The organism is Ramlibacter sp. (assembly GCF_035655895.1).
Classification (GTDB): Bacteria; Pseudomonadota; Gammaproteobacteria; order Burkholderiales; family Burkholderiaceae_C; genus Ramlibacter.
The window spans coordinates 34,140-60,029 of the sequence record NZ_DASRTN010000009.1 but is presented as its reverse complement, the minus strand read 5'-3'; the positions used below and the strand labels follow the sequence as shown (position 1 = coordinate 60,029).

The following is a 25,890-nucleotide window of genomic DNA, read 5'->3' as shown; positions in this document are numbered from 1 at the left end:
GGTAGATTCGATCCATTCCATCTAAAAACTTGATCGAGTGGCCATCCCCTCGTTGGATCAACTGCTGGTCTTTGTGACCGTGGCTGAGGCTGGCGGCTTCTCTGCAGCAGCGCGACAACTCGGGCGCGCCCAATCCGCGGTGACCTACGCGGTGCGCGCCCTGGAGGAGGAGACCGGGCTGCTGCTGTTTGACCGGACGGGCTACCGAGCCGCCCTGACCGACGCCGGGCGCGCGCTCCTGCCCAGGGCCCGCCGGCTGATCAGCGATGCGGAGGACTTCCACCGCCAGGCGCAGGGGTTCGCCACCGGGGTGGAAGCGGGATTGACGATTGCGGCGGAGCCGTTCGTGCCCCTGCAACGTCTAGGCCATGCGCTCGAGCGCCTGCATGCAACCCACGGGGCGGTCCGCGTGCGCATCGTCCTGGAGACGCGCGCCCGTGCACTCGCGCTCATGAACGAAGGACAAGTCCAGTTGGCGATCCTGGTTCACGGCGCGCCGCACGGGACGGAGTTCGAGGCCGCACATTGGACAGACCATGAACTCGTTGCCGTTGCAGCGCCGACCCACCCTCTGGCGAAGGCAGTCGCGCCCATCGCAGTCGACGACTTGCGACCCCATCTGCAGCTGGTGTGGACGCCGCTTTCTGCCGCGCTGGACAGCGTCGATGCCGGTGTTCACGGGACGGACCGGTGGTACGTGACGGAGCTCCACGCGAAACGGGAGCTTCTATGCGCAGGGGTCGGGTGGGGCAGCCTGCCCGATCACCTTGCCCAACCGGACATTGCAGCTGGACGGCTGGCGCTGCTCGAACTCGAATCCTGGGAGGGGGGCGATCGAATGCCCCGTTACTCCACAGAGATCGTGCGTCGCAAGACCGCCATCGTCGGCCCGGCGGGACGTCTGCTGTACGACGCGCTGCGTCTCAGCGCTTGAACCCGTGCCGCCTGCCCTCCAGGACTCGTTGCTCCAGCCGCTCCCTGAAGCCGAGCCGCACAGCGGCGGTCACCGCTTTCATCGAAGCCGGAAAGCACCTCGGTGGGCCGGGTGGGTCCGCAGCAGAGTTGGATCAAACGGGGCGACTTCTCGGGCTCGCAACAGAAACGTCGTGAACGTAGGTGTGTTCGAGACACCGCGGAGGAACTGAAGTGCGCGGAACCGGATCAGTGCCCAGCCATGTGATGCAAACCCTGGACAGTCACCAATCCGCCAATGAGCAGCGCTGCCTGCGCCAGGACGTCACGCGGGCCCCTCCGCCGGTGGAGCTCCGGGATCAGGTCGGCTATGGCGATGTAGACAAAGCTCGCCGCTGAAAGAACCAGGACGTACGGCAGGGCCGCCTTTGCGTTCTGCAGAGCGGCATGACCGAGGACGCCGCCGACCACCATGGCGGCACCGGACAATGCGTTGAGTGCGAGCGCGCGCCCGCGCGTCACGCCCGCACTCAGCAGCACCATGAAGTCGCCGAGCTCCTGCGGAATCTCGTGCGCCAGGACGGCCACGGCAGTCCCCCAGCCCAGCGCAGGTTCGCTGAGGAAAGCCGCGGCGATCAGGACGCCGTCCACCGCATTGTGCAGGCCGTCGCCCAGGACGATGAGGCTCACCTGGGGCTTGGCGGCCGAGTCAATGGCATGCGCAACGCTGGCGTGCCCTCCCTGGGCATGATCGTGCCGCCACAGGGCGAGCTTCTCGAGCAGGAAGAATGCGAGCAGTCCGCCGAGGAGCACCAAACCCGACTGCTCGGCCTCCAGGCCCAGATGGATGGCTTCAGGCAAGAGCCCCATGAATGCCGTGGCCAGCATCAGACCGACCGCGTACGCCACCATTCGATCCGCGAAGCGCGGCAGCCACGTCAGTCCGAGCAGCGCAGCGAGCGCCACCGAGAGCAGGCCGCCGGCCAAGGTCGCCAATACGATCTGAACCAGCGTCATGTCCGGGCCCGACGGCGCGGTTGCAGCGAGACACGCCCCGGCCTAGCGCGTGAGGCCGTTCGGTGCCATGCGCCCCGCGGGCGAGCCTTAGGCGTCAGCCGTGCTTGTGGGGGTGCGAGTGCGAACGGGCCTTCGCTCCTGCACCGGACTTTCCTTTCCCCTTCGGAGAGCAGTCGCTGCAGCGGCCGTAGAGCGTGAGGTCGTGGTCCTCCACGGTGAATCCCGGCGGAGCCAGGGAACCCAGGTCGCCCGGACATCCCTCCATCTCGAACACACGCTGACACACCAGGCACTGGAAATGGTGGTGGTGCCCCATGCCGGCCATCTCGTACCGGGGGTTCTCGCCGGGCAGATCCACGACCCGCAGGGCCCCTTCGTCGACCAGCACCCGGAGGTTCCGGTAAACGGTGGCGATGCTCAGGCCCGGCACCGCGGACTGAGCCGCTTCGAGGACCTCCTGTGGCAGCAACGGACGCGCTGCAAGCGAGATTGCTTCGCGGATGGCGGCGCGCTGGCGTGTGTTGCGTTCCATGCATGAAGGTTAACGAATCCGGTCGAGGCCCATCGATGGGGCCCTTTAATGCGAGTGAGTTCGCATTATACTTCGCGACCCTGGTGCCGCTCGACGGTCCCTGTCGAGCCGGACAAGTTGCAATGACATCGAGGAGAAGAAGTGCTGGAAGCCAAGGATCTGACGAAGCGCTATGGAGGGCAGGTCGCATTGGATCGGCTGAACCTGCTGGTGCGGCCCGGCGAGATTTACTGCCTCCTCGGAAGCAACGGCGCGGGGAAGACGACGACGGTGAACCTCTTCCTGAACTTCATCGAACCGGATGAAGGCGAAGTCCGCATCAACGGGGTCGACGTCCGGCGCGAGCCTGTGCGCAGCAAGCAGTTCGTCGCCTATATCCCCGAGCAGGTGAACCTCTACGGGACGCTCACCGGCCTGGAGAACCTGCGGTACTTCTCCGCCCTGGCCCTGGGCCATCCGCTGCCCCGCGGCCGGCTGCTGGAGCTGATGGCCGAGGTGGGCCTGGATGCGGACGCCGCCGACAAGCGGGTCGCCGCGTACTCGAAGGGCATGCGCCAGAAGATCTGGATCGCCGTCGCGCTCGCGCGGGAGGCCAAGGCGCTGCTGCTCGATGAGCCGACCTCGGGACTCGATCCCTCTGCCGCAGCGGAGTTCACGGAACTGCTCCGGCGGGCCAGCGGGCTGGGAGTGGCCATCCTGGCCACCACGCACGACCTGTTCCACGCGCAGCAGATCGCCCACCGCATCGGCATCATGAAGCGCGGGCGCCTGGTGGACAGCATCGAGGGCGCCCAGGTAGCCGCCGTGGACCTGCAGAAGGTCTACCTGGCGCACATGAGGGCCGCCCGATGATCCGCCTCGTCGCATACCGTGACCTGCTGGAGCGGGTACGGGACGGGCGCCTGCTGTGGGCAGGAGGCATGGTGCTGGTCCTGCTGCTGGCGGCCCTGGCCGTGGGGCATGGCCGCCAGCAGGAGGCGCGCGCGGAGCAGCAGGCCGCCCAGACGTCCGACTACCGCGACTGGCTCCGGCAAGGACGGCGCCATCCGCACGACGCCGCCCACCAGGGCATGCATGCGTTCAAGCCGGGAGCCCCGCTGGGCGTCGTCGAACCGGGCATCAATCCGTACATCGGCAGCACGATCTGGCTCCAGGCGCATCGCCAAAGCGAGGTGAAGTTCCGCCCCGCCCAGGACGCCACCGGACTGCAGCGGTTCGGGGACTTGTCGGTCGGTTGGGTGCTGCAGGTCCTGGGGCCACTGCTGGTGGTGCTGCTCGGATTCAACGCGTTCGCGGCCGAGCGGGAGCGCGGGATTCTCCGGCAGACCCTGTCCCTGGGAAGTGCACCGGCCAAGCTGTTGTGGGGCAAGGCACTCGCGCTCGGGCTGGCCCTGGCGGTCCTGCTGGTGCCGGCGGCTCTGGTGGCCGGCGCCGTCGTCGTCTCCAGCGCCGAGCCCGGCACGCGCTGGGATGCCGCCGGCCGTTTCGTCGGATTCGGCGCAGGGTACGCCTTGTACCTGGGCACGTTCGTCTTCCTGACGCTGGCCGTCTCGGCCGCGAGCGCCACGTCACGCATCGCCATCTCGGTCTTGCTGGCCGTGTGGATCGCCAACGCCGTCGTGGCGCCCCGCGTGCTTTCAGAGGTGTCCCGGCTCCTCTTCCCCAGTCCGACGCGGCTGGAGTTCAACACGGCCCTCAACGCCGACCTGAAGGCCACGTCCGACCGCGTCTGGATGCAGGCTTTCGGCACCACGGAACGCTGGAGCAAGGACGTGCCCCTCGGCAAGTGGGGCGTCGCCCTGAAGCTCGACGACCAGGCCAGCTATGCCGTGTACGACCGCCACTTCGGCCGCCTCTGGGACACCTGGGAGCGACAGCAGACGGTACAGGACGTCGCGGGCCTCTTCATGCCACTGCTGGCTGCGCGCAGCTTCTCCACCGCCATGGCCGGCACCGATTTCGTCCACCACCGCGACTTCACGGTGGCCGCGGAACGGCACCGGCGCGTGATCCAGGACACGGTCAGCCAGGACCTGGTCGATCACGCCGATCCCCTGGGCAACCAGCACTTCGCCTATCAGGCCGAAGCCGACCTCTGGGCCCGCGTGCCGCCGTTCGAGTACCGCGCACCGGCGGTCGCATGGGCCTTGGGGCGGAGCTGGCCCAGCCTCCTGGCGCTGCTCGCCGGGTTGGGCATGGCCGTCGCCCTGGCGCGCGTCGCCGTTGCGCGCCAACGGGCCCTCTAGGAGATCCACATGGACGCGAATCGCACTTATCGCTTTTTCCTGGTGTCCCGCCAGGAAATGCTGCTGTTGCTCCGTGAGCGCAGCCTGTGGCTGGTGGGCCTGCTGTTCCTGGCGCTGATCGGCTATGCCCTCTATAACGGCGCGACGCAGACGGCGCGCAGGGACCAGGCCCAGGCGGCGTTGGTGGCCCACGATGCCAGGACCCGCGCCGACCAGGCCGCTCTGCTGGAGCAGATCTACGCCGGAGCCGTCACGCCCGGACCCTTCGCCAATCCGGTGAACCCGGCCAACATGGCGGGCGGCTACGGCGCCCACCATGCCCTGCTGCCCAGCGCGCCACTGGCGCCGGTCGCGTTGGGCCAGAACGACCTGTTCCCGACCCAGTTCAAGGTCACGCACCAGAGCAAGGTCCACTTCCTCCACAACAACGACATCGAGAACCCCTGGCATCTGCTGAGCGGTCATTTCGATCTGGCGTTCGTAGTCGTCTACCTCCTGCCGCTGCTGATCTTCGCGGTCAGCTACAACCTGCTCTCCGCCGAGCGGGAAGACGGCACGCTGAGGCTGCTGCTCTCCCAGCCCCTCGGCTTGTCGACGCTCATCGCGGGCAAGGTGGCCGTCCGCGCCCTCGTGCTGCTGGGCGCCGCGGTGGTGGTACCGGCCGCATGCCTGGCCCTGGTGCGGCCGCAGGTCGTCGGCGCGGGCGCGTCCACGCTCTGGTGGGTCGCGCTGGTGGCGGTCTATGCGCTCTTCTGGTTCTCCGCGGTCGTGGCGGTGAATGCATGGGGCAAGTCGTCGGCGACCAACGCCATGGTCCTCGTCGTGGCGTGGGTCGTCGTCGTGCTGCTCCTGCCGGTCGCGCTCAACCTCTTTGTCACCACGGCGGTACCCGCCCCCTCGCGCGCCGAGCTCGCCACCCGCACCCGGGTGATCACCGCGGAAGCCATGGCCCGCAATGCCGCGCTGCTCTCGTCCGACTACAAGCACATGGAGGATGCCTCGGTCCTCCTACCCAAGGACGGCAAGTTGCAAATGAGCGGTCGGCCATTGGCGAACTTCCGGATCCAGCGGGAAGTGGACGAAAGGATCCAGCCCGAGCTGGATCGCTTCGAGCAGCAGCAGGCCCGCCAGCAGGCGCTCGTGGCCCGCTGGTCGTCATTGAGCCCGGCGGCCGTGGCCTACGAAGGAATGACCACGCTCGCCGGTACGGGCCAGCAACGCCACGCCCTTTTCCTGACGCAGATCACCGCGTACCACGAGGCCTGGAAGTCGTTCTTCCTGCCACGGATCGAAGCCGGACGCGCCATGACCGGCGCCGACTTCGCCGCGATTCCGACATTCCACTGGCAGGAAGAGCGCGCGGCCTCCGTCCGCACGCGCGCGGCCTTGGCCGTGCTGTCCATCCTGGTACCCACGCTCGTGCTTCTCGCACTTGCCGCATGGCGGCTGCGCCGTTTCCGGGTCGTCTGATTCATTCCGTTGCGAGGAGCTTTCATGAAGAACTACAAGCGGTCCGTCATTGCCCTGGGAACGGCCGCCGCCTTCGGCGGCGTGTGGGCGCAGGAGAAGGATCTCGCTCCAGTCAGCGTTCAAGGTGGCCGCGACAGCGACAGGCTGTCGCTGACCGCCCCCAGCGGCAGCGCGTCGCGCCTGGGCCTCACCGTGCGCGAGACGCCGGCGTCGGTCGAGGTGATCTCGCAGGAGGTCATCCAGCAGCGCGGCGCACGCACGCTCACCGAAGCCCTGCGGGGAGCGGCCGGCATGGCGGGAGGTGGCGCGCCGGCCTCGCCGACCACGCTGTCTACCCGCGGCTTCTCCAACATCCTGTACCTGTACGACGGCATCCGCATGTCCGGCGCCGGCGTGACCAACCGCGTGCAGGACACCTGGAACTACGAACGCATCGAAGTGCTGAAAGGCCCGGCGTCGGTGCTGTACGGCGACAGCGCCATCGGCGGAATCGTCAACTTTCAGACCAAGCACCCGGACCGCGACAACCCCGGCATCGAGTTCCTGGCCGCCTATGGCAGCTACGGCTCGCATCGCGCCGCCTTCGGGGTGGGCGGTGCCGTCGGCGAGAGCGGCGCCTATCGCCTGGACTACAGCCGCAACGAGACGAAGGTCGGGACCATCGACCGCAACAGCGACACGCTCGACCACCTGACGGCGGGCCTGTCCTTCGACCTCACGGGCGCGTCCCGGCTGGAACTTGGACTGGACTACTCCCGCGACAAGGGCCGCGCCTACTGGGGCACGCCGCTGGTGCCGGCTTCGTTCGCCACGCAGCCGACCGGCGTGGTCAGCACGCCCGACGGGCGCGTGATCGATGCCCGGTTGGCGCGAAACAACTACAACGTCCTGGATGACCGCAACGAGGCCGAAGCCACTTGGCTGCGCGCGCGGCTCACGAGCCGGGTGACGCCGGCGTGGACCGTGCGCAACGAGTTCGCCGCCAACAGAGTCGATCGCCTGTGGCGCAACTCCGAGAGCGCCGTCTTCTCCGCGCCGGACAGCATCACGCGGGACCAGACGGCCATCGCCCACGACCAGCGCTACCTGTTCAATCGCTTAGACGCAACACACGAGGGAACCCTGGGCGGGTTGAAGAACAAGTTCGTCATCGGAGGGGAAGTCAGCCGCACCGACTTTGACAACACCCGTCGTTTCTCGAACGGCACCCCGGCGACGGCGGCGCTGCTGCGCGTCTCCGCCCTCAATCCCTCGATGGGTTTCTACAACGAGGATCCGGCACTCACGACGGGTCCCGGCAATCGCGTGGACATGACGGCCGACGTCAAGAACAGCTCGCTATTCCTGGAGGACGCGATCAAGTTCAGCGCGCTCACGCTGGTGACCGGTCTGCGGCACGACCGCACCGATGTCGAACGCAGCGCCCGCGATCTGAACGCCGGCACCTTCACGTCCTACGGGACGCAGTTCCGCGCCAACTCGGGCCGTGTGGGTGCGGTCTACGACATCGATGCCACGTCGACGGTGTACGCGCAGTACACGAACGCGACGATCCCCGTCGGATCGCTCTTCCTGCTTTCCGCCGCCAACTCGGCGTTCCCCCAATCCAAGGGCGAACAGGCCGAAGTCGGCTTCAAGCAGAGCCTGGCGCGCCTGGAATGGACCGCAGCGGCCTACCGAATCACGCTGGACGACGTGCTGTCGCGCGATCCGAACAATGCCAACCTGACCGTGAACAACGGCCGGCAATCCTCGCGCGGCATCGAGCTGGCAGCCGCTTGGCGGGCGACTCGCCAGCTGACGCTGTCGGGCAACGTCGCGGCGCTGGACGCGCAGTTCGACAACCTAATCGAGGCGGGCGGCGTTTCGCGGGTCGGAAACGTTCCCCCGAACGTTCCCGAGCAGGTGGTCAACCTCTTCGCCCACTACCGGTTCGCAGGCCTGCCGCTCGACATGCTGTTGAGCGTCAACCGAACCGGGAAGATGTACACCGACAACGCGAACCAGATCCAGATCAACGGCTACACGACGGCCGACTTCGCGACGAGCTGGCGGATCGACTCCACGCTGCTGACCTTCCGCGTGCGGAACCTCACGGACAAGCTGTACGCGTTCTACGCAGGCCGAGCGACGTCCCAGGTGCTGCTCGCACCCGGTCGGACTTTCGAGGTTTCGGCCAAGTTCGACTTCTGACCACGGTGTGCCCAGCGGTTCCTTCTCCGGCGACGTTCGTCCGCGACGCGCGAACCGCCTCCTGGTGTCGGCGCCCTCTGGGCGCTGCAGAGCGGCCTGCTCCGCCGTGCCATCGAGGTCGTGGTTCCGGTCGCCATCCTGACGCAGGTGCTGCCGGAGCCGAAGATCGAGGAGCCGCAGCCCGCCCCGCCGAAACCTCCCGAGCCCGTGCGCAAGGCTCCGGTCCCTCGCCCTGCCGTCGCGGCAGCTCGCGCTCTTGCAAGAGGTCAGTGAGGGCATAGGGGAACAAAGCTCCGAATCGCAGACACAGCGGTTCCTGTGCCCCGATTTGTAGCCCGAGAATGACCGAGCTCTGCTGGAGGTTCCTGGCGCCGCCGACGGAAACTCAGAGGCAAGCTGTTGATCTGAAAAGAGAAATGATGGTTCGTGACGCATCATGACTTCTCCTTTGGCCTGCCCGGAGGGACTCGAACCCCCGACCTGCTGCTTAGAAGGCAGCTGCTCTATCCAGTTGAGCTACGGGCAGCGCAGACAACGGCGCGGATTCTCGCATGCACCAGGGCTGCAACCGGCGCCAGGCGGGCGGCACGGTACGCGCCGGCACCTGTCGCCGCATGGGGCTGGCATTGCGGGTGAATCCGCAGCCCCCTGGCGGCACGCGCGTCAGGCGTTCCCGAGGGGCACGGGCGGGTCGGGGGTCGCGTCCGAGCGCGCCCGAAGGCTGGCGGTGCGGCGCCGGAACCGGCGGGCGGTCCCCGGTCGCCAGCGCCCCGGCCGGCGCGTCACGCCAGGCCGGCCGCAGGGATCAGGAGAACTCGAGCGAGCGCAGGCGGCTGCTCCGGGTCAGGCCGGCGGCCGCCGCGCCGGAGCGGGGCAATGCCTGCAGCGACTGGGCGCGCGCGGCGGCCAGCTGGCCCTCGAAGGACGGGCCGGACGTGGCGGGCCGGGCGGCGCCGATGCGGGCCAGCTGGGCCAGCAGCGGGTGGTGGCGATCGTCGGGGGGTGCGTACATGCGTCTCTCCTTTGTCGTCGTCCGGATTCAGAACCAGCGCAGCACCGTGAGGGACACGGCGCCCCAGGCCACGACGGTGGCGGCGGCCCCCAGCCAGAACTCCGCACCCACGAACGCCTCGCTCCCGGGCGCCGGCCGCTCGCCATCCCAGGGCCGAAGCGGGGCGCGGGCCGGGTCGCTGGCGACGGCGGCACGGGCGGACTGCAGGCGGGCGGGGACGGTCATGGCGAGGTCTCCTGGTGCTTCGATGTCCGGAACTTCGGCCCCGGCAGCCGGCACTGCATAAGCAGTTCGCTTAAGGGGCTTGGGTGGTTTCCCCCATCGCCCGTCCCGCACGGGACGGCACACTGCCCCGTCGCGCGGGCCTGCCCCGCGGGACCGGCAGGCCGCGCCAGACGGCCGACGAGCGCCGCTACACTGTGCCGCCCCACCCAGACCAGACATTTGCCCGTGCCCCCGGAGGACTCCACCATCCACCTGCTGTGCGTCGAGGACAACCCCGACGACGTGGAGCTGCTCGGGCTGGCGCTGGAGCGGTCCGACCCCCGGCGGCGCTACGTCCTGGAGCGGGTCGACGACTCCACCGCCTTCGCCATGGCCCTGGAGCGCGATTTCGACGCGATCCTGTGCGACTTCAACATGCCGCGGTTCTCGCCGTATGCCGCGCTGCAGATCCTGGTGGCGCGGCGCAGCCCGATCCCGCTGGTGGTGGTGACGCGGGCGATCGGCGAGGAGGCGGCGGTGCACGTCCTGCGCTGCGGCGCGCGCGACTACGTCACCAAGGACCGCCTGGGCACGCTGCCGCAGATCATCGAGCGGGTGATGGGCGAGCGGCGCCGGGCCGCCGACCAGGAGCGCATGAGCCGCGAGCTGGAAGCGGCCTACCGCCGGCTCAAGCGCCTGTCGGCCCGGCTCGTCCAGGCGCAGGAGCGCGAGCGGCTGCTGATCTCGCGCGAGCTGCACGACCACCTCGGTCAGACCCTCACGGGCATGGTGATCCACCTGCACGCCGCGCAGCGGGCCGCCGATCCCGCCTCGGCGCGCCGCCACACCGCCGTGGCGATGGACATGGCGCAGGGGGCGGTCACCCAGGTCAAGACCCTGTCGTTCTCCCTGCGCCCGGCCCAGCTCGACCTGCTGGGCCTGGTGGCCGCCGTCCACACGGCCGTGCAGCGGATGGCCGAACCCGCCGGCCTGGCCTTCAGCGTCAGCTCGCGCGGCCAGGAACCGGGCGAGCCGGGCGAGAACGCCTCCGTCGCCGTGCGCCTGGTGCAGGAGGCGCTGACGAACACCGTGCGGCACGGCCAGGCCAGCCGCATCCTGGTGCGGCTGCGGTTCCTGCCGGACGGCCGCCTGGGCCTGCTGGTGGTGGACGACGGCGTCGGTTTCGACAAGTCGGTGGTGCTGTCCGGGCAGACCGGCGAGCACAACGTGGGCCTGTACGGAATGATCGAGCGCACCGAACTGGTGGGCGGGCGGCTGTCCATCCGCACCCGGCCGGGCCGGGGCGTCGCGCTGCGCGCGCTGCTCTGAGCGGCACGCCGGCGCGCGAAAAGCGGCAGGTTTCCCCCGGTCATCGGGGTGTCGGGCGCCGGTCGCGCGGCTAACCTCATCCGCAGGAGAACCCGATGCTGCCGACCGCCTTTCCCGCCGCCCTGCCCCGGGCCGCCATCCGGCAGCGGCACCAGGCGCCCGCCCGCCCGGCCCGATGACCGCACGCATGGCCCGAACCCGCCGCCCGATGCCCACGCGCACGGGCCAGCCCGATTCCGCAGAGCGCCAGCTGCGCGACCTGCTCGACCTCGCGGTCGACTGGATCTGGGCGACGGACGCCGACCACCGTTTCACCCGGGTGGCTTGCTCCAGCCGCTACACCGACGCCGGCCAGTTGCCGGCGGTCGGCCAGCGCCCCTGGGAGGGCGCCGGCGTCGACGAGCCCGCCCGGGTCGCGGTGCTGCGCGGGATCATGGAGGAACACCGTCCGTTCCAGGGGTTCGAGGCGCTGCGCCCCGACAGCGGCGGCCGCGTGCGCCACCTGCGCGTGAGCGGCCAGCCGGTGTTCGACGCGGCCGGCCGCTTCCAGGGCTACCAGGGCGTCGGCCAGGAAGTCACCTCGCACCGCGAAGCCGAGCAGGCGCTGAACGCCAGCGAGTCGCAGCTGGCCGCGGTGATCGACGCTGCGGTCGACGCCATCGTCACCGTCGACGGCGACGGCCGCATCGTGCTGTTCAACCACGGCGCCAGCCAGATGTTCGGCTGCAGCCGGGTACTCGCGCTGGGCGCCCCGCTCGCGCGCTGGCTGCCGCAGGCAGTCGACTTCATCCGCGCCGTGCGCGCCGGCGCCGAGCCGGCGCCGGGCGTGCTGGTGCGCGCCCTGCCCCTGCAGGCGCTGCGCAGCGACGGCAGCAGCTTCCCGGCCGAGGCGTCGGTCTCGCGCATCGACATCGACGGCGGCCCGCTGTACGGCCTCACGGTGCGCGACCTCACCCGCTCACTGGCCGCCGAGCAGGACCGGCAGTCGCTGGAGATGCAGCTGCGCCAGTCGCAGAAGATGGAAGCGCTGGGCACGCTGGCCGGCGGCATCGCGCACGACTTCAACAACATCGTCGCCGCGATCCTGGGCAACGCTCGGCTCGCGCAGGACCGCTGCGGCCCCGAGGCGGCCGGCTTCCTGGCCGAGATCGCCGCCGCCGGGCTGCGCGCGCGCGACCTGGTGCAGCGGATCCTGTCCTTCAGCCGCAACCAGCCCACCACCTTCACCTGCCAGCCGCTGCAACCGCTGGTGCAGGAAGGCGTGCAGCTGCTGCGGGCGATGCTCCCGTCGGGCATCGAGCTGGTGCACCAGCAGGCCGCCGAGCCGGCCGTGGTGTGCGCCGACCCGACCCAGATCAGCCAGGTGCTGATGAACCTGGGCACGAATGCCTGGCAGGCCATCGGCCGCCACCCGGGCCGCATCCGCGTGACGCTGGAGCTGGTGGGCGCGGAGGCCTGCATCTGCGTCACCGACAACGGGTGCGGCATGGAGCCGGCCACCGTCGAGCGGATCTTCGAGCCGTTCTTCACCACCAAGGCCAAGGGCGAAGGCACCGGCCTGGGCCTGCCGATGGTGCACGGCATCGTGCGCGCGCACGGCGGCCGCATCGACGTGGACAGCCGTCCCGGCGAGGGCACCACCTTCCGCATCTGGCTGCCCCTGGCGGTGTCCGGATGCTGCGAGAGCGACGGCCACCCTGCCGCTGCGCAAGCGCCCGTCGCCACGCCGGCAACCGAGGTGGCCGCGCCGGCAGCGGGCGCGAGTCCGGTGGCAGGGATGGCCGCCGCCACCGCCATGCCTGCCGGGCCTGCCGGGCCTGCCATGCCTGCCGCGGCTGCCGCGCCTGCGGCAGGCGACGGTGCCGGGCGCCATGTCGTGTACCTGGACGACTACCCGGCCATGGTGCTGATGGTCAAGGCCATGCTCGAAACGCAGGGCTACCGCGTCTCCGGCTTCGAGACCCCGGCCGCGCTGCTGGACTGGCTGGCGCAGCATCCGGACGAGGTCGACCTGGTGGTCTCCGACTACAACATGCCGGGCTGCTCGGGCCTGGAACTCGCCGCGCAGCTGCGCGCCCGGCAGCCGCGCCTGCCGCTGATCCTGACGTCCGGCTACATCACCGACGAACTGCGCCAGGGCGCCGCCGACCTGGGCGTGGAGCACCTGTTCGACAAGCCGCGTGGCGTCGAGGAACTCTGCACCGTGGTCGGCCAGGTGCTGCACCAGGCCGGCGCCCGGGAGGCCGCATGACGGCGGCCACCGGAACCGGGCCCATGCTGCGCCTGCTGGGCATGCTGCCCGCCGCCGCCCGCGGCGAGATGGTGCGTCTCTACACCGAGCTGCTGGCCACCCAGGTGCGCAGCATCGGCGAGCGGCTCCGCACGCCGGACGACCCGGAGGTCGTCGCACTGGTGCACAAGGTCGCCGGCTCCGCCGCCATGATGCAGGACCAGGACCTCTCGCTGCCGGCACGCGACATGGAAAAGGCCCTGCGCGAGCAGCGCACGGCCGACGCCCTCGCCTGCTGGCCGCTGGTCGACGCCGCCGCCGCCCGCACCCTGGCGGTGCTGGCGGGCCAGGCGAGCCCGGCCGCAGCCCCGCCACTCCTTCCGCCATCCTTGCCGCCGGCAACCTGACCGGCGTTGCCGCCTTTCCTTCATGCATTCCTCCCTGCGTTCCCTCTGCTACGTGAGCAGCGCCTCGCACCGCTTCGACGAAGCCGAACTGCTGGCGCTGCTCGCGGGCGCCCGCGCCGCCAACGAGGCCGGCGACGTGACCGGCCTGCTGCTGCATTGCGGCGGCAACTTCATGCAGGTCCTCGAGGGCCGGGCCGACGCTGTCGGCGACGCCTACCGCCGGGTCGGCCGCAGCCGCCGCCACCACGGCCTGATCGAGCTGTTCGACGAGCCGATCGAGGCCCGCGAATTCGCCGGCTGGAGCATGGCCTCGCGCTCGGTCGGCGAGCTGCAGCTGCGCACGATCTCGCAGGCGGACACCGGCCTGCGCCACCAGCTCCTGCTGGACTTCTGGAAGAACTGCCGCTGACAGGGGCGCGCCGGGCGCCTCAGCCCGGCTGCACGCCGATGGGCGACGCGCCGAGCAGCCGGTGGCGCGCCGCGTAGTGCGCCAGTTCCGCGTTGCCCGCCAGCTTCATCTTCTCCAGCAGCCGCGCCCGGTAGACGCTCACCGTGCGCGGGGGCAGCGCCAGGCGCTCGGCGATCTCCGGCAGCCGCACCCCCTGCGCCAGCATCACCAGCAGCATCTGCTCGCGCGGCGACAGGCGCTCGTGCGGCGCGCCCGCGTCGCCGGCCGTCGCCGCGGAGGCGAGCAGCCGGGCGATGGCGTCCGAGACCGAGCGTTCACCGCGCGCGACCCGCGCGATCGCCTCGACCAGCTGCGTGGTGTCCGACGACTTGGCGACGTAACCCTGTGCGCCCGCTTCCAGCGCCTTGAGCGCGTACGGGTCCTCGGGGTACATCGACAGCACGAGCGCGCGCGGCCGCTGCGGCCGCGTGCCCAGGCGCTGCAGGATCTCCAGGCCGGAGGGGCCGGGCAGCTGGATGTCGAGCAGCAGCACGTCGAAGGGACGGGTGTCCAGCAGCGGCTGCAGTTCGTCCCAGCAGCCGGCCTCGCCGGCCACTCCCACGCCGGCGTCCCCCAGGGCGTCGCGCAGGCCGCGCCGGATCAGCGCGTGGTCGTCCACCAGCAGCACGCGCGTCATGCGTCATGCCCCGACTGGCGCCCGCGCGGCAGCCACAGCATCAGCGTGGTGCGGCCGTCGGCGCTGGAGATGTCGATGCCGCCGCCCGCGGCGCGGGCCCGCTCCGCCAGCCCGCGCAGGCCCAGCGAGCCCGGCTTGTGCAGCTCGGCGGGATCGAGCCCGCGGCCGTCGTCGCTGACCTCCAGCGACACCGTGGCGCCGCCGAAGTGCAGGTCGACGCAGACGCTGCGCGCCTGGGCATGCTTGGCGATGTTGGTCAGCGCCTCCTGGCAGGTGCGGTAGACCGTCATGGCCGCCACCTCTTGCAGGCCGGTGTCGGCCCCGCTGGCGGCGAAGCGCACTTCCAGGTGGTGCCGCTCCCGGAACTGGCGCACCTGCCACTCCAGCGCCGGCACCAGGCCCGCGTCGAGCGTCGGCGGGCGCAGGTTGTGCATGATCCGCTGGGCCGCCTCGGCCGCCTGCGCCAGCCCCTGCTGGGCCCGCCGCAGCCGCTCCAGCGGCGCCGCGTCCAGGTGGCGGTGCAGCCCGTCCAGGTCGAAGCGGACCGCCGTCAGCGTGCCGCCCACCTCGTCGTGGATCTCGCGCGCGATCGCCATGCGCTCCTCGTCCACCAGCGTCTGCAGCCGGTGCGACAGGTTGCGCAGCTGCTCCTGCGACAGCCGCAGCCGCTCCTCGGCACGGGCCTTGTCGCGCCGCGCCTGCGAAGCCGCCATCGCGTTGCGGGCGGCGGCACCCAGGCGGGCCAGCCGTCCCTTGATCAGGTAGTCGTCGGCGCCACGCTGCATGGCCTCGACGGCCGCCTCCTCGCCGATCGCGCCGGAGACGATGATGAACGGCGGCGCGACGGCCTGCGCGCGCACGATCTCGAGCGCCTCGCTGCTGGAAAACCCGGGCAGCCGGTGGTCCGAGATCACCAGGTCCCACGCCTGGCGCCGCAGCGCGTCGTGCAGCTCGGCCCCGGTTTCCACGCGCTCGGCGCGCACGGGCATGCCTTGCAGGGCCAGCGTGGCCAGCAGCATCTCGTAGTCGAGCGGCGAATCCTCGATGACCAGCACGCGCAAGCGACGTTCCTCCCAGGCCGCAGACCTTAAGCCGCGCCGCCGCCGCGTGACGCCGGAAAAGCCGGGGTTCCCCGCCGCTTTCCGGGCCATCGGTTTGCGCCCGGCTCCCAACAATGGCTGCATCCCGGCGCACGCGCGCCGCTGCACTACCCGAGGAGTTCCTTCATGACCGTGGTTCTTGCCGTCGACGACTCGGCGTCCATGCGCCAGATGCTGGCCTACACGCTGCGCACCGGCGGATACGAAGTGGTCGAGGCCGTCGACGGCGCCGATGCGCTCGGCAAGCTGGCCGCGCAGGCCGTGGACATCGTGCTCACCGACCAGAACATGCCGGTGATGGACGGTCTGTCGCTCACCCGCGCCGTGCGGGCCGACGAACGCTGGCGCCGGCTGCCGGTGCTGATGCTCACCACCGAGACCGACGAAGCCGTCAAGCAGGCCGCACGCGTCGCCGGCGCGACCGGCTGGCTGACCAAGCCGTTCGAGCCGCAGCGGCTGCTGCAGGTGCTGGCGCAGGTCACCACCCAGACCGCCAGGAGCTGACATGTCTGCCGTCGCCTCGAACGCCGACTTCGACCTCACCCAGTTCTACCAGGTCTTCTTCGAGGAGGCCGGGGACAACCTGGACAACTTCGAGCAGCTGCTCCTCGGCCTGGACGTCGCCGCGCCCGCCGAGGAGACGCTGCACGCCATCTTCCGCTGCGCGCATTCGGTCAAGGGCGGCGCGGCCACCTTCGGCTTCGCCGACGTCGCCGCGCTGACGCATGCGATGGAAACCCTGCTGGACCGCCTGCGCCGACACGAGCAGCTGCCGACCACCGCAATGGTGGACACGCTGCTGGAGGCCGGCGACCAGCTGCGCGCGTTGCTCGCCTGCCACCAGGCCGGCGGCGGCCAGGCGCCCGACACGAGCGCGCTGCTGCAGGCGCTGCAGGCGCATGCCCAGGGCGGCGAGGCGCCCGCGCCCACCCCCGCCCCGGCACCCGTCGCGGCACCGGCAGCCGCGCCCGCCGTGGCCACCAGCGCCCCGGCCGGGCTGTTCGAGGCCGGGCTGCGCGACCTGGAGCTGCTGGCCGGACCGCTGCATGCCCCGTCGGTGGCCGACGACCTGATCGAGCTGTTCGGCGAAGTCACCGGCGGCGGCTCGCTGGCGCGCGCCGAGGCCCTGCCGGGACAGGCGGCCGACGTGCAGCGCTTCCGGCTGAAGACCAGCGCGACCGACGCCGAGGTGCTGGACCTGTGCAGCTTCCACCTGGAGCGGGACCGCCTGCGCATCGCGCCCTGGCCGCAGGCCGGCGCCGCCGCGCCCGCGGCGGTCGCTGCCGCACCGGTGGCCGAGCCCGTGGCGCCTGCACCCGCGCCCGCGGCGGCCGCGGCGCCCGCCAGGCCGGCCGCCGCTGCGGCCGCCGACGGCGCGCCGGCCGGCAAGCGCCCGCCCGTGCCCGTCGAGACCCTGCGCGTGTCGCTCGACAAGGTCGACCAGCTGATCAACCTGATGGGCGAACTGGTGATCACCCAGGCCATGCTGGCCCAGCGTGCCTCCGGCCTGGACGGCGAGGCGCGCCAGCAGCTGGTGGGTGGCCTGTCCGACCTGGAACGCACCACCCGGGACCTGCAGGAATCGGTGATGTCGATCCGCATGATCCCGATGGGCGAGGTCTTCAACCGCTTCCCGCGCATGCTGCGCGAGCTGGCGGCCCGCCTGGGCAAGCAGCTGGAGCTGCGCACCGTGGGCGAAGCCACCGAGCTGGACAAGGGCCTGATCGAGAAGATCACCGACCCGCTGACCCACCTGGTGCGCAACGCAGTCGACCACGGCATCGAGCTGCCGCAGGAACGGCTGGCCAAGGGCAAGCCGCCCCACGGCACGCTCACCATGTCGGCCCGCCACGAAGGCGGCTGCATCGTGATCGAGGTGCGCGACGACGGCCGCGGCCTGGACCGCGAGCGGCTGCTGGCCAAGGCCCGCAAGAACGGCATGCAGCTGCCCGAGACCATGACCGACTCCGAGGTGTACGGCCTGATCTTCGCGCCGGGCTTCTCGACCGCCGAGGCGGTGACCGACATCTCGGGCCGCGGGGTCGGGATGGACGTGGTCCGCCGCAACATCCTGCGCCTGGGCGGCACCGTCGAACTCGACTCCACCCTGGGCCAGGGCACCTGCGTGCGCGTGCGGCTGCCCCTGACGCTGGCGATCATGGACGGCATGTCCGTGGCCGTGGCCGGCGAGCTGTACCTGCTGCCGCTGGCCAGCGTCGTCGAATCGTTCCAGGCCCAGCCCGGCGCCCTGCGCACCATCGCCAACGGCCAGCGCGTGGTGAAGGTGCGCGACGACTGGCTGCCGGTGGTGTCGCTCGCGCGCGCCATGAACGCACCGGTCGAGCGCAACCACGACGGCACCGCCATGCTGGTGCTGGTGCAGGCCGAGGGCCGCTCCGTCGCGCTGGAGGTCGCCCAGCTGGTCGGCCAGCAGCAGGTGGTCGTCAAGAACCTGGAAGCGAACTACCGCCGCGTGCCCGGCGTGTCGGGCGCGACCATCATGGGCGACGGCAGCGTCGCCCTCATCCTGGACGTCTCGCACCTCGTGCGCGGCGCCATCGACGGCGGGTCAAGTCCTGCCGCATCCGGCCGACAACAAGGCATGGCCGCCGATGTGCTGCCTGCCGCCATTCCCACATCCCTGACCGCCTGAGGACCCACCATGGACATGATCAACGAAGGTTCCCACATCGCCCGCTCCGAGGCGAGCCGCGCCGCGGCGCCGCACGCCGGCGAGTACCTGACCTACCGCCTCGGCGGCGAGGAGTACGGCGTCGACATCCAGAAGGTCCAGGAGATCCGCTCCTGCGAGACCCCGACCCGCATCCCGGGCGCCCCGGCCTACGTCAAGGGCGTGGTCAACCTGCGCGGCGTCATCGTGCCGATCGTCGACCTGCGCCTGAAGCTGGCGTGCGAGCGCGCCGACTACAACCCGTTCACCGTGGTGATCGTGCTGGCCGTCAACAAGCGCGTGGTCGGCGTGGTCGTCGACTCCGTCTCCGACGTGCTGGACCTCAAGGCCGACGCCATCAAGCCGCCGCCGGAGCTGTCCGCCGGCAGCGGCGCCGAGTTCGTCACCGGCATCGCCAGCGTCGGCGACCGCATGCTGATGCTGGTCGACCTGGACTGCCTGCTGGGCGAGACCATCGGCACCCTGCCCGAGGCCGCCTGACATGAACCGCCTGGGTCTGCGCGGCCGCCTCGCCCTTGCCTTCGGGCTCCTTCTGCTCCTCCTGCTGGTCGTCGCCGGCGTGGGCATGCGGCAGCTGGACAACACCCGGCGGCTGGACGCCCGCGAAGCGGGGCTGACCCAGCTGCGGCACGAGGCCAGCCAGTGGAGCGCGCTGACCCGGCTGAACGTGGTGCGCGCCGTCGCGCTGGCCAAGGTCGGCAGCCCGCCGCACCTGGCCGCGTGGATGGACGGCGAGATCAAGCAGACCTCGGCCAGGATCAGCGAGTACCAGAAGCAGCTGGACACCGGCCTGGAGGCGATCGGCGGCAAGCCGCTGATCGAGGCGGTCGGCAGCGCCCGCAAGTCCTACCTGGAGCTGCGCGGCGGCCTGCTCAAGCGGCTGGCCGACCCCGCCACGGCGCCAGCCGCCGCGGCCGACGTGGACGGCAAGCTGGTGCCGGCCGCCGACGGCTACCTGCGCAGCCTGGATGCGGTCGTCGCACACGTGGACAAGGAACTGGCGGACAGCCGCCGCGCCCGCGAGGAATCGATGCGCGCCGCCGGCATCCTGCTGCCGGTGGTCGCCCTCCTGGCCCTGCTGCTGGGCGGGGCGCTGGCGTGGTGGCTGTCCAGAAGCGTGACGGTCCCGGTGCGCCAGGCGCAGGCCGTCGCCCAGCGCATCGCCGCCGGCGACCTGACGCAACCGGTGCCCGTGCAGGGGCGCGACGAACTCGGCCAGCTGCTGGCGGCCCTGGACGGCATGCAGCAGAACCTGCGCTCGATGGTCGGCGGCATCCGCGCCGGCACCGACAGCGTCGGCGCCGCGACCGCCCAGATCGCCAGCGGCAACCAGGACCTGAGCGAGCGCACCGAGCGCGCGGCGGCCGCCCTGCAGCAGACCGCGTCCACCCTGTCCAGCCTGAGCCGGGCGACCCAGGCCGCCTCCGGCTCGGCCAACGAAGCCCAGGCCCTTGCGGCCCAGGCGCTCGAGATCGCGCGCCGCGGCGGCGAGATGGTGGGCCGCGTGGTCAGCACCATGCAGGAGATCAACACCGGCTCCAGCCGCATCGGCGAGATCACCGGCGTGATCGACGCGATCGCCTTCCAGACCAACATGCTCGCGCTCAACGCGGCGGTCGAGGCCGCCCGTGCCGGCGAGCAGGGCCGCGGCTTCGCGGTGGTGGCAGGCGAGGTGCGCAACCTGGCCGGCCGCTGCGCCGAGGCGGCACGCGAGATCCGGGGCCTGATCGACGCCAGCGTCGCCAAGGTCGAGGACGGCACGCGCCTGGTCGGCGATGCCGGCACCACCATGCAGCAGATCGAGCGCAGCGTGCGGCAGGTGACCGAAGCCGTCGGCGGCGTCAGCGTCTCCAGCGCCGCCCAGGCCGGCGACGTGGGCGAGGTCAACCAGGCCGTGGCCCAGCTGGACGGCATGACCCAGCAGAACGCCGCGCTGGTCGAGGAAGCCGCCGCGGCCGCGCAGAGCCTGCGCGACCAGGCGGTGTCGCTCGGCCGCCTGGTGTCGACCTTCCGGGTTCCGGCCGCAGCCTGACCCTGTCGCCTGCCCCTTCGTCGTGACGAGCATGCACGCCACATTCCAGTCGTACCCCGTGGGGAGGACCTGATGTCCGCCGTTTCTCCATTCGCCGCCCCGCCTGGCGACCGCGACGTCGGCTTCGACGCCGCCGACTTCCAGCGCGTGCGCACCCTGATCCGCGCCAAGGCCGGCATCGACCTGCATCCGGGCAAGCAGAACATGGTCTACGGGCGGCTCTCGCGGCGCCTGCGCGAGACGCGGCACGAGAGCTTCCGCAGCTACCTGGACGCGCTGGAACGCGCGGGCGGCGAGGAATGGCAGGAGTTCATCAACTGCCTGACGACCAACCTGACCTCGTTCTTCCGCGAGGCGCACCACTTCGAGATGCTGGCGGCCCAGCTGCGCAGCACGCCGGCCCCCTCCTGGCGCATCTGGTCCTGCGCGGCGTCGACCGGCGAGGAGCCCTACAGCATCGCCATGACGGCGATCGAGACGCTGGGCGCCAGCGCGCCGGTGCGCATCGACGCCAGCGACATCGACACCCGCGTGCTGGCGACCGCGCGCGAAGGGGTCTACTCGCTCGAATCGGTCCAGTCGCTCGGCGAGGACCGGCTGCGCCGGTTCTTCCTGCGCGGCTCGGGACCCAATGCCGGCAAGGCGCGCATCAAGCCCGAGGTGCGGCAGATGGTGCAGCTGCGCCCGTTCAACCTGCTCTCGGGCAGCTGGGACACCGGCAGCTACGACGCGGTGTTCTGCCGCAACGTCATGATCTATTTCGACCGGCCCACGCAGCGCCAGGTGCTGCAGCGGCTGCACGCCGTGATCCGCCCGGGCGGGCTGCTGTTCGTGGGCCACTCGGAGAACTTCTCCGAGCACCGCGACCTGTTCCAGCTGACCGGCAAGACGGTCTACCGCCGGCCATGAGCACCGCATCCGCGTCGGCAGCGGCCGCCAAGGAGCAGGCCGCCGCGCTGGCCGCCCTGCGCAGCCGGCCGCGCCGCGAGCACGAGGCCTCGTTCTTCTTCTGGGACCCGGCCTTCGGCTCGGCCTCGGTGAAGGTGCTGCCCGGCGAGTTCTACGTGCACGACCAGGACGTCGCCATCACCACCACCCTCGGCTCGTGCGTGGCGGCCTGCCTGCACGACCGCACGGCCGGCATCGGCGGGATGAACCACTTCATGCTGCCCGACGCGGGCGATGCCGCCGCCGGCGGGCGCTTCGGCGCCTACGCCATGGAGCTGCTGATCAACGAGCTGCTCAAGCGCGGTGCGCGCCGCAGCGCGCTCGAGGCCAAGGTGTTCGGCGGTGGCCAGGTGATGAAGAGCCTGGCCGGCACGCTGATCGGCGAGAAGAACGTGCAGTTCGTCCAGAACTTCCTGGCCCAGGAGCGCATCCCGCTGCTCGGCTCCGACGTGCTGGACATCCATCCGCGCAAGGTCTGCATGTTCCCGCGCAGCGGGCGCGTGCTGTGCCGCCGGCTGCCGGCCGCGCAGCTGCCGCAGACCGCGGCGCAGGAGGCACGCTACCGCGACGAACTCGGCCGCCAGTCCGGCGGCGGCGCGGTGGAACTGTTTTGAGCCGCTTGCCTGGCGCCCCATCGGCCAGTGCTGCCCGCCCCGCGCGCGGCGGTCGGCCCGGCGCCGGCGAGCGGCAGGGCCCGGCACGGGCCCGCCAGCTGGAGCAGACGCAATGACGATTCGTGTGGTGGTGGTCGACGACTCGGCGCTCGTGCGCAGCGTCCTGACCGAATTGATCAACCGGACCGGCGACATGCGCGTGGTCGGCGCCGCGGCCGACCCGTACGAAGCCCGCGAGCGCATCCGCGAACTCGACCCGGACGTGGTGACGCTGGACGTCGAGATGCCCAAGATGGACGGCCTGGCCTTCCTGGAGCGGCTGATGAAGCTGCGCCCGACCCCGGTGGTCATGGTCTCCACGCTCACCGAACGCGGGGCCGAGACCACGCTGCGGGCACTCGAGCTGGGCGCGGTCGACTTCGTGGCCAAGCCCACGCTCAACGTGCGTGCGGGCCTGGACGACCTGGCACGCGAGATCACGGGCAAGCTGCGCGCCGCCGCCCAGGCCCGGGTCGGGCGCCGCGCCGCGCCGATGCCGGTGCCGCAGGCCTGCGCGCATCCCAAGCCGCAGGCCGAAGGCGCCGTGGCCAGCGACCAGCTCATCGCGATCGGCGCCTCCACCGGTGGCACCGAAGCGATCCGCGAGATCCTGATGGCGCTGCCGGCGCACCTGCCCGGCATCGTGATCACCCAGCACATGCCGGCCGGCTTCACCGCCAGCTTCGCGGCGCGGCTGGACACGCTGTGCCGCCTGCGGGTCAAGGAGGCCGCCGATGGCGACCGCATCCTGCAGGGGCACGCCTACATCGCGCCCGGCGGCCGCCACCTGGGCATCGAACGCAGTGCGCTCGGCGGCTACGTGGCCAAGGTGACCGACGGCGAGCCGGTCAACCGGCACAAGCCGTCGGTCGACGTGCTGTTCCGCTCGGTCGCGCGCTGCGCCGGCGCCCGCGCGACCGGCATGATGCTCACCGGCATGGGCGCCGACGGCGCCACCGCCATGCGCGAGATGCGCGATCGCGGCGCCTGGAACCTGGTGCAGGACGAGGCGAGCTGCGTGGTGTTCGGCATGCCGCGCGAGGCGATCGCCGCCGGCGCCGCCAACGAGGTGGTGCCGCTGCCCGCGATGGCCCAGCGCCTGCTGGCCCACCTGGGAACGTCCGCGCGCTGACGTGAACCGCCGCGCCGGGCTGTCCTACGCGGGCGGCCGCGGCGCACCGACACCCCGCCCCGCGGGGGCCGGCTAGCTTGCAGGGCAAGGAGTCTTCCATGCCCTCTTCCAACCCCACTTCCGATCTCCAGGGCCTGCGGGTCGCCATCCTCGCGCTCGATGGCTTCGAGCAGGCCGAACTGACCGAGCCGCGCAAGGCGCTGCAGCAGGCCGGCGCCGACACCCGGGTCATCTCCCAGAAACCCGGGCAGATCCAGGGCTTCAACCATGACAAGCCGGCCGACAAGGTGCCGGTGGACCTGACCCTGGAGCAGGCCCGGCCCGAGGATTTCGATGCCGTGCTGCTGCCCGGCGGCGTGATGAACGCCGACACCCTGCGCACCAGCCGGCCGGCCCAGCAGTTCGTGCAGGCCATGCAGCGCGACGGCAAGCCCTTCGCGATCATCTGCCACGCGGCGTGGCTGCTGGTGTCGGCTGGCCTGGTGAAGGGGCGCCGCCTGACCAGCTGGCCGTCGCTGGCCGACGACCTGTCCAATGCCGGCGCCGACTGGGTCGACGAGCAGGTGGTGCGTGACGGCAACTGGGTGTCCAGCCGCAAGCCGGCCGACATCCCGGCCTTCAACGAGGCCCTGCTCGCGATGTTCTCCGAGCACCGGCAGGACGCCCACTCCACGACCTGAGCGCCGCCACATCCTGTCGCGGCCGCTGCGCACGCGACCGGCTGCCCGGCGGGCGGCGGCCAACGCCAAGCCAGACGCGACGCGGGCCAGGACCGGCACTGCCAGTCCTGGCCCGAGGGCATCAGCCGCTGCGGCCGGGCGCGTGGCGCCCCTGCCGGCGGGCGCCTGACGGAACCCGCGATGAACCGCTCAAGGGTTCCACCAGTTGCCCGAGGCCACCAGCATCGGGATGAGCATCAGTTCCGAGTCGTAGTAGTCGGTCGTGAAGTTGCTCGCGGTCCAGTTCCACAGGGTGTCCAGGTAGCCCTGGAAGCTGCCGTCGACCATGGCGCCGACCAGCATCGGGCCGATCATGCCCTTGGGCGCATAGCTGCGGCCCATCGCGGTGCCGTCCAGGTGGTAGCCGGTCGCGATGCTGGCGGGGTTGCCGCCGCAGTCGCGCTGGATGAAGGCCACCATCTTCTGCGTGATCCGCTTGAAGCGCTCGTCGCCGCTGGTGACGTAGTCGGTGCCGAAGCGCCACGGGTTGCGCTGGGCGTTGGCGTAGTAGTCGCCCTCGGTCGCCACGCCGTCGCCGATGAAGCCGGGCGACGGCGCCGGGTTCGGGGTGTTGGTGTTGACGATGAAGTCGGGCGTCAGGCCGCAGTTGGGCGAGTACGTGGCGGTGATGTAGTCCAGCAGCTCGTACGCGCGGTTGACAGCCAGGTCCCAGAAGGCGTCCCCGGTGGCGCGGCCGAAGGCCCGGAAGTGGCCGATCATGTAGTCGGACGTGCGGTTGTTGAACGGGCTGGGCAGGCCCTTGGTCGCACCGTCCTCGCGGAAATTCCAGGCCTTCATCGCGTTGATGGTGGCGAGGGCTTCCTGCTTGTAGTTCCACTTGCCGCTGGTCGATCCCCACTGGCGGTCGGCCATCAGCAATGCCATCGCGATGTCGAGGTCGCCGTCCATGGCGTTCCAGCCGCCGCCGGCGCGCTCGCTCGAGCTGCCGTCGCGCTCCAGGCGCCAGTCCATCAGCGCGGGCTGGCCGGTGCCGTAGGCCGGCCGGGCGCGCGCCAGGGTCAGCAGGCCGTCGAACAGGTCGCGGGCGCCGGCGTCGTGGCCGGCCATCAGCACGGCGATCAGCATGCCGTAGCCGATGCCTTCCGAGACCGTCAGCCAGTCGGGGGAATTGCCGAAGCGCACCGCCAGGCCGCCGGGCACCGACGGCACCTCGGCAATGGCACGCGCCTTCCAGGCGTCGTAGCAGCCGCGGATCGCGTCGTCCATCTGGGACGTCGAGGCGCTGGGCTTGATGCCGGCGACGTAGGCGTCCAGCCGCGAGCCGAAGGGGTAGGACACCGGGCCGCTGACCGCGCGCCGTGCTCCCGTCGTGCTCACGCCGCTGGCGAGATCGCCACCGGCAGAGGTGCTGCCACCACCACCGCCGCCGCCACAAGCGGTCAGGGCGAGGGAAACGGCGGAAGCGGAACCGGAAAGGAGGAACAGGCGTCTTTTCATGTCTTCAACTACTGGACGGATGGGTCGGCGGCTGCAGCTCGCTGCTGGTGGCCGACCCCGTTGAACGGCAGCTGAGGTTGCGCGTGACCCGGTTCGTGCCGGCCGCTGGTGGGCGGCGCGTGTGCTGTGGAACCGGTGTCGCCTCAGCAAGAGCCACGACTGTAGTAGGAGACGTCCGACACGCCAGCCCCCTGCCCGCCTACGTTCGTAACGAAATCCAGACCGGAACGTGCATCAAAAACGAGGCGACTTGCCGCGATTCGAACTGCGGCGGTCAGGGGTGGCGCATGGCGCCCGATACGGCTGAGTCTCCAGCGAAATCAAGCTCAGCGAGCTGCTCGTTGAGCTTGGAGGACCGACCCGCCAACCCATCGTCGGACGCGTCCTACACGCGTGCGGACCAGGTACGTAGATGCATTGTCCAGCCGCGAAAGTTACGAAATCACGCGCCACGGCAGAGCATGATGGGCAGCGAACGGGCCGGATTTCGCGGTCAACCGCCGTTTCTGGAGCTCATCA

The 25,890-nt window shown here is 71.0% G+C and carries 24 protein-coding genes and 1 tRNA gene; 17 read left to right on the top strand and 8 right to left on the bottom strand.

Annotated features, from left to right (window positions below):
* The first annotated feature begins 37 nt into the window (after positions 1-37).
* Positions 38-934, top strand: a complete 897-nt coding sequence (locus tag VFE82_RS11985; protein WP_325000546.1) for a LysR family transcriptional regulator — start codon at positions 38-40, stop codon at positions 932-934.
* A gap of 227 nt (positions 935-1,161) precedes the next feature.
* On the opposite strand, the gene VFE82_RS11980 is transcribed toward VFE82_RS11985, so the two are convergent.
* Positions 1,162-1,929: a ZIP family metal transporter gene (locus tag VFE82_RS11980; RefSeq protein WP_325000545.1), complete on the bottom strand. Its 768-nt coding sequence runs from the start codon at positions 1,927-1,929 to the stop codon at positions 1,162-1,164.
* A 94-nt stretch (positions 1,930-2,023) separates the two neighbouring features.
* Positions 2,024-2,461: a transcriptional repressor gene (locus VFE82_RS11975; protein WP_325000544.1), complete on the bottom strand. Its 438-nt coding sequence runs from the start codon at positions 2,459-2,461 to the stop codon at positions 2,024-2,026.
* A 141-nt stretch (positions 2,462-2,602) separates the two neighbouring features.
* Between VFE82_RS11975 and VFE82_RS11970 the strand changes: the two genes are divergently transcribed.
* From VFE82_RS11970 to VFE82_RS11955, 4 genes are read left to right on the top strand one after another with little or no spacing between them, the layout of a single operon-like run.
* Positions 2,603-3,313 carry an ABC transporter ATP-binding protein gene (locus VFE82_RS11970; RefSeq protein WP_325000543.1) on the top strand — a complete coding sequence of 237 codons (711 nt, stop codon included), beginning with the start codon at positions 2,603-2,605 and terminating at the stop codon, positions 3,311-3,313.
* Positions 3,310-4,707, top strand: a complete 1,398-nt coding sequence (locus VFE82_RS11965; protein WP_325000542.1) for an ABC transporter permease subunit — start codon at positions 3,310-3,312, stop codon at positions 4,705-4,707. Before VFE82_RS11970 ends, VFE82_RS11965 begins: the two co-directional genes overlap by 4 nt.
* Before the next feature lie 9 nt (positions 4,708-4,716).
* Complete coding sequence (locus tag VFE82_RS11960; protein ID WP_325000541.1) at positions 4,717-6,177, top strand: ABC transporter permease subunit; 1,461 nt, start codon at positions 4,717-4,719, stop codon at positions 6,175-6,177.
* Positions 6,178-6,201: 24 nt separating this feature from the next.
* Complete coding sequence (locus VFE82_RS11955) at positions 6,202-8,370, top strand: TonB-dependent receptor (protein WP_325000540.1); 2,169 nt, start codon at positions 6,202-6,204, stop codon at positions 8,368-8,370.
* 449 nt (positions 8,371-8,819) lie between these two features.
* Here VFE82_RS11955 and VFE82_RS11950 read toward each other — a convergent pair.
* From VFE82_RS11950 to VFE82_RS11940, 3 genes are all read right to left on the bottom strand, one after another.
* Positions 8,820-8,896: transfer RNA gene (locus VFE82_RS11950), tRNA-Arg, on the bottom strand.
* 279 nt (positions 8,897-9,175) lie between these two features.
* Positions 9,176-9,382 (bottom strand): hypothetical protein, encoded by a 207-nt coding sequence (locus tag VFE82_RS11945; RefSeq protein ID WP_325000539.1) that lies wholly within the window; start codon positions 9,380-9,382, stop codon positions 9,176-9,178.
* A gap of 27 nt (positions 9,383-9,409) precedes the next feature.
* Positions 9,410-9,607 carry a hypothetical protein gene (locus tag VFE82_RS11940; protein ID WP_325000538.1) on the bottom strand — a complete coding sequence of 66 codons (198 nt, stop codon included), beginning with the start codon at positions 9,605-9,607 and terminating at the stop codon, positions 9,410-9,412.
* 225 nt (positions 9,608-9,832) lie between these two features.
* Here VFE82_RS11940 and VFE82_RS11935 point away from each other — a divergent pair, with 225 nt between their 5' ends.
* The 4 genes from VFE82_RS11935 to VFE82_RS11920 all read left to right on the top strand — a co-directional run bounded on the left by VFE82_RS11935 (position 9,833) and on the right by VFE82_RS11920 (position 13,961).
* Positions 9,833-10,915, top strand: coding sequence for a histidine kinase (locus tag VFE82_RS11935; protein WP_325000537.1), 1,083 nt, complete (start codon positions 9,833-9,835; stop codon positions 10,913-10,915).
* A 187-nt stretch (positions 10,916-11,102) separates the two neighbouring features.
* Positions 11,103-13,166, top strand: coding sequence for a PAS domain-containing hybrid sensor histidine kinase/response regulator (locus VFE82_RS11930; RefSeq protein ID WP_325000536.1), 2,064 nt, complete (start codon positions 11,103-11,105; stop codon positions 13,164-13,166).
* Positions 13,163-13,552, top strand: a complete 390-nt coding sequence (locus VFE82_RS11925; RefSeq protein WP_325000535.1) for an Hpt domain-containing protein — start codon at positions 13,163-13,165, stop codon at positions 13,550-13,552. The genes VFE82_RS11930 and VFE82_RS11925 overlap by 4 nt, the downstream gene beginning before the upstream one ends.
* A gap of 22 nt (positions 13,553-13,574) precedes the next feature.
* On the top strand, positions 13,575-13,961 hold the full coding sequence (locus VFE82_RS11920; RefSeq protein WP_325000534.1) for a BLUF domain-containing protein: 387 nt from the start codon (positions 13,575-13,577) through the stop codon (positions 13,959-13,961).
* 19 nt (positions 13,962-13,980) lie between these two features.
* Here the strand turns inward: VFE82_RS11920 and VFE82_RS11915 are convergent, their stop codons facing one another.
* Complete coding sequence (locus VFE82_RS11915; RefSeq protein ID WP_325000533.1) at positions 13,981-14,637, bottom strand: response regulator transcription factor; 657 nt, start codon at positions 14,635-14,637, stop codon at positions 13,981-13,983.
* On the bottom strand, positions 14,634-15,692 hold the full coding sequence (locus VFE82_RS11910) for a hybrid sensor histidine kinase/response regulator (RefSeq protein WP_325000623.1): 1,059 nt from the start codon (positions 15,690-15,692) through the stop codon (positions 14,634-14,636). Before VFE82_RS11910 ends, VFE82_RS11915 begins: the two co-directional genes overlap by 4 nt.
* A gap of 171 nt (positions 15,693-15,863) precedes the next feature.
* Between VFE82_RS11910 and VFE82_RS11905 the strand changes: the two genes are divergently transcribed.
* The 8 genes from VFE82_RS11905 (at position 15,864) to VFE82_RS11870 (ending at position 23,874) form a co-directional block, all read left to right on the top strand.
* Entirely contained in the window at positions 15,864-16,241 is a 378-nt protein-coding gene (locus VFE82_RS11905) for a response regulator (protein ID WP_325000532.1), read from the top strand.
* Position 16,242: 1 nt separating this feature from the next.
* The gene (locus VFE82_RS11900; RefSeq protein WP_325000531.1) at positions 16,243-18,390 is read left to right on the top strand and encodes a chemotaxis protein CheA; all 2,148 of its coding nucleotides are present in this window, start codon (positions 16,243-16,245) and stop codon (positions 18,388-18,390) included.
* A gap of 9 nt (positions 18,391-18,399) precedes the next feature.
* Entirely contained in the window at positions 18,400-18,909 is a 510-nt protein-coding gene (locus VFE82_RS11895; RefSeq protein ID WP_325000530.1) for a chemotaxis protein CheW, read from the top strand.
* 1 nt (position 18,910) lies between these two features.
* Positions 18,911-20,461, top strand: coding sequence for a methyl-accepting chemotaxis protein (locus VFE82_RS11890; protein WP_325000529.1), 1,551 nt, complete (start codon positions 18,911-18,913; stop codon positions 20,459-20,461).
* Positions 20,462-20,533: 72 nt separating this feature from the next.
* Positions 20,534-21,370, top strand: coding sequence for a CheR family methyltransferase (locus VFE82_RS11885; RefSeq protein WP_325000528.1), 837 nt, complete (start codon positions 20,534-20,536; stop codon positions 21,368-21,370).
* On the top strand, positions 21,367-22,023 hold the full coding sequence (gene cheD / locus VFE82_RS11880; RefSeq protein ID WP_325000527.1) for a chemoreceptor glutamine deamidase CheD: 657 nt from the start codon (positions 21,367-21,369) through the stop codon (positions 22,021-22,023). Before VFE82_RS11885 ends, cheD begins: the two co-directional genes overlap by 4 nt.
* A gap of 112 nt (positions 22,024-22,135) precedes the next feature.
* A complete protein-coding gene (locus VFE82_RS11875; protein ID WP_325000526.1) occupies positions 22,136-23,194 on the top strand; it encodes a chemotaxis response regulator protein-glutamate methylesterase in 1,059 nt (352 codons plus the stop codon).
* Between the two features lie 98 nt (positions 23,195-23,292).
* Positions 23,293-23,874 carry a type 1 glutamine amidotransferase domain-containing protein gene (locus VFE82_RS11870; RefSeq protein WP_325000525.1) on the top strand — a complete coding sequence of 194 codons (582 nt, stop codon included), beginning with the start codon at positions 23,293-23,295 and terminating at the stop codon, positions 23,872-23,874.
* A gap of 189 nt (positions 23,875-24,063) precedes the next feature.
* On the opposite strand, the gene VFE82_RS11865 is transcribed toward VFE82_RS11870, so the two are convergent.
* Positions 24,064-25,371 (bottom strand): glycosyl hydrolase family 8, encoded by a 1,308-nt coding sequence (locus tag VFE82_RS11865; RefSeq protein ID WP_325000524.1) that lies wholly within the window; start codon positions 25,369-25,371, stop codon positions 24,064-24,066.
* Between the last annotated feature and the right edge of the window lie 519 nt (positions 25,372-25,890).

Excerpts from the sequence above, each read along its gene's own strand:
- VFE82_RS11925 (WP_325000535.1), top strand. The coding sequence starts at position 13,163 with ATGACGGCGGCCACCGGAACCGGGCCCATGCTGCGCCTGCTGGGCATG.
- VFE82_RS11900 (WP_325000531.1), top strand. The coding sequence starts at position 16,243 with ATGTCTGCCGTCGCCTCGAACGCCGACTTCGACCTCACCCAGTTCTAC.
- VFE82_RS11870 (WP_325000525.1), top strand. The coding sequence starts at position 23,293 with ATGCCCTCTTCCAACCCCACTTCCGATCTCCAGGGCCTGCGGGTCGCC.
- cheD (WP_325000527.1), top strand. The coding sequence starts at position 21,367 with ATGAGCACCGCATCCGCGTCGGCAGCGGCCGCCAAGGAGCAGGCCGCC.
- VFE82_RS11975 (WP_325000544.1), bottom strand. The coding sequence starts at position 2,461 with ATGGAACGCAACACACGCCAGCGCGCCGCCATCCGCGAAGCAATCTCG.
- VFE82_RS11915 (WP_325000533.1), bottom strand. The coding sequence starts at position 14,637 with ATGACGCGCGTGCTGCTGGTGGACGACCACGCGCTGATCCGGCGCGGC.
- VFE82_RS11920 (WP_325000534.1), top strand. The coding sequence starts at position 13,575 with ATGCATTCCTCCCTGCGTTCCCTCTGCTACGTGAGCAGCGCCTCGCAC.
- VFE82_RS11940 (WP_325000538.1), bottom strand. The coding sequence starts at position 9,607 with ATGACCGTCCCCGCCCGCCTGCAGTCCGCCCGTGCCGCCGTCGCCAGC.
- VFE82_RS11965 (WP_325000542.1), top strand. The coding sequence starts at position 3,310 with ATGATCCGCCTCGTCGCATACCGTGACCTGCTGGAGCGGGTACGGGAC.
- VFE82_RS11930 (WP_325000536.1), top strand. The coding sequence starts at position 11,103 with ATGGCCCGAACCCGCCGCCCGATGCCCACGCGCACGGGCCAGCCCGAT.
- VFE82_RS11980 (WP_325000545.1), bottom strand. The coding sequence starts at position 1,929 with ATGACGCTGGTTCAGATCGTATTGGCGACCTTGGCCGGCGGCCTGCTC.
- VFE82_RS11875 (WP_325000526.1), top strand. The coding sequence starts at position 22,136 with ATGACGATTCGTGTGGTGGTGGTCGACGACTCGGCGCTCGTGCGCAGC.
- VFE82_RS11905 (WP_325000532.1), top strand. The coding sequence starts at position 15,864 with ATGACCGTGGTTCTTGCCGTCGACGACTCGGCGTCCATGCGCCAGATG.
- VFE82_RS11960 (WP_325000541.1), top strand. The coding sequence starts at position 4,717 with ATGGACGCGAATCGCACTTATCGCTTTTTCCTGGTGTCCCGCCAGGAA.
- VFE82_RS11955 (WP_325000540.1), top strand. The coding sequence starts at position 6,202 with ATGAAGAACTACAAGCGGTCCGTCATTGCCCTGGGAACGGCCGCCGCC.
- VFE82_RS11945 (WP_325000539.1), bottom strand. The coding sequence starts at position 9,382 with ATGTACGCACCCCCCGACGATCGCCACCACCCGCTGCTGGCCCAGCTG.
- VFE82_RS11890 (WP_325000529.1), top strand. The coding sequence starts at position 18,911 with ATGAACCGCCTGGGTCTGCGCGGCCGCCTCGCCCTTGCCTTCGGGCTC.
- VFE82_RS11865 (WP_325000524.1), bottom strand. The coding sequence starts at position 25,371 with ATGAAAAGACGCCTGTTCCTCCTTTCCGGTTCCGCTTCCGCCGTTTCC.
- VFE82_RS11895 (WP_325000530.1), top strand. The coding sequence starts at position 18,400 with ATGGACATGATCAACGAAGGTTCCCACATCGCCCGCTCCGAGGCGAGC.
- VFE82_RS11885 (WP_325000528.1), top strand. The coding sequence starts at position 20,534 with ATGTCCGCCGTTTCTCCATTCGCCGCCCCGCCTGGCGACCGCGACGTC.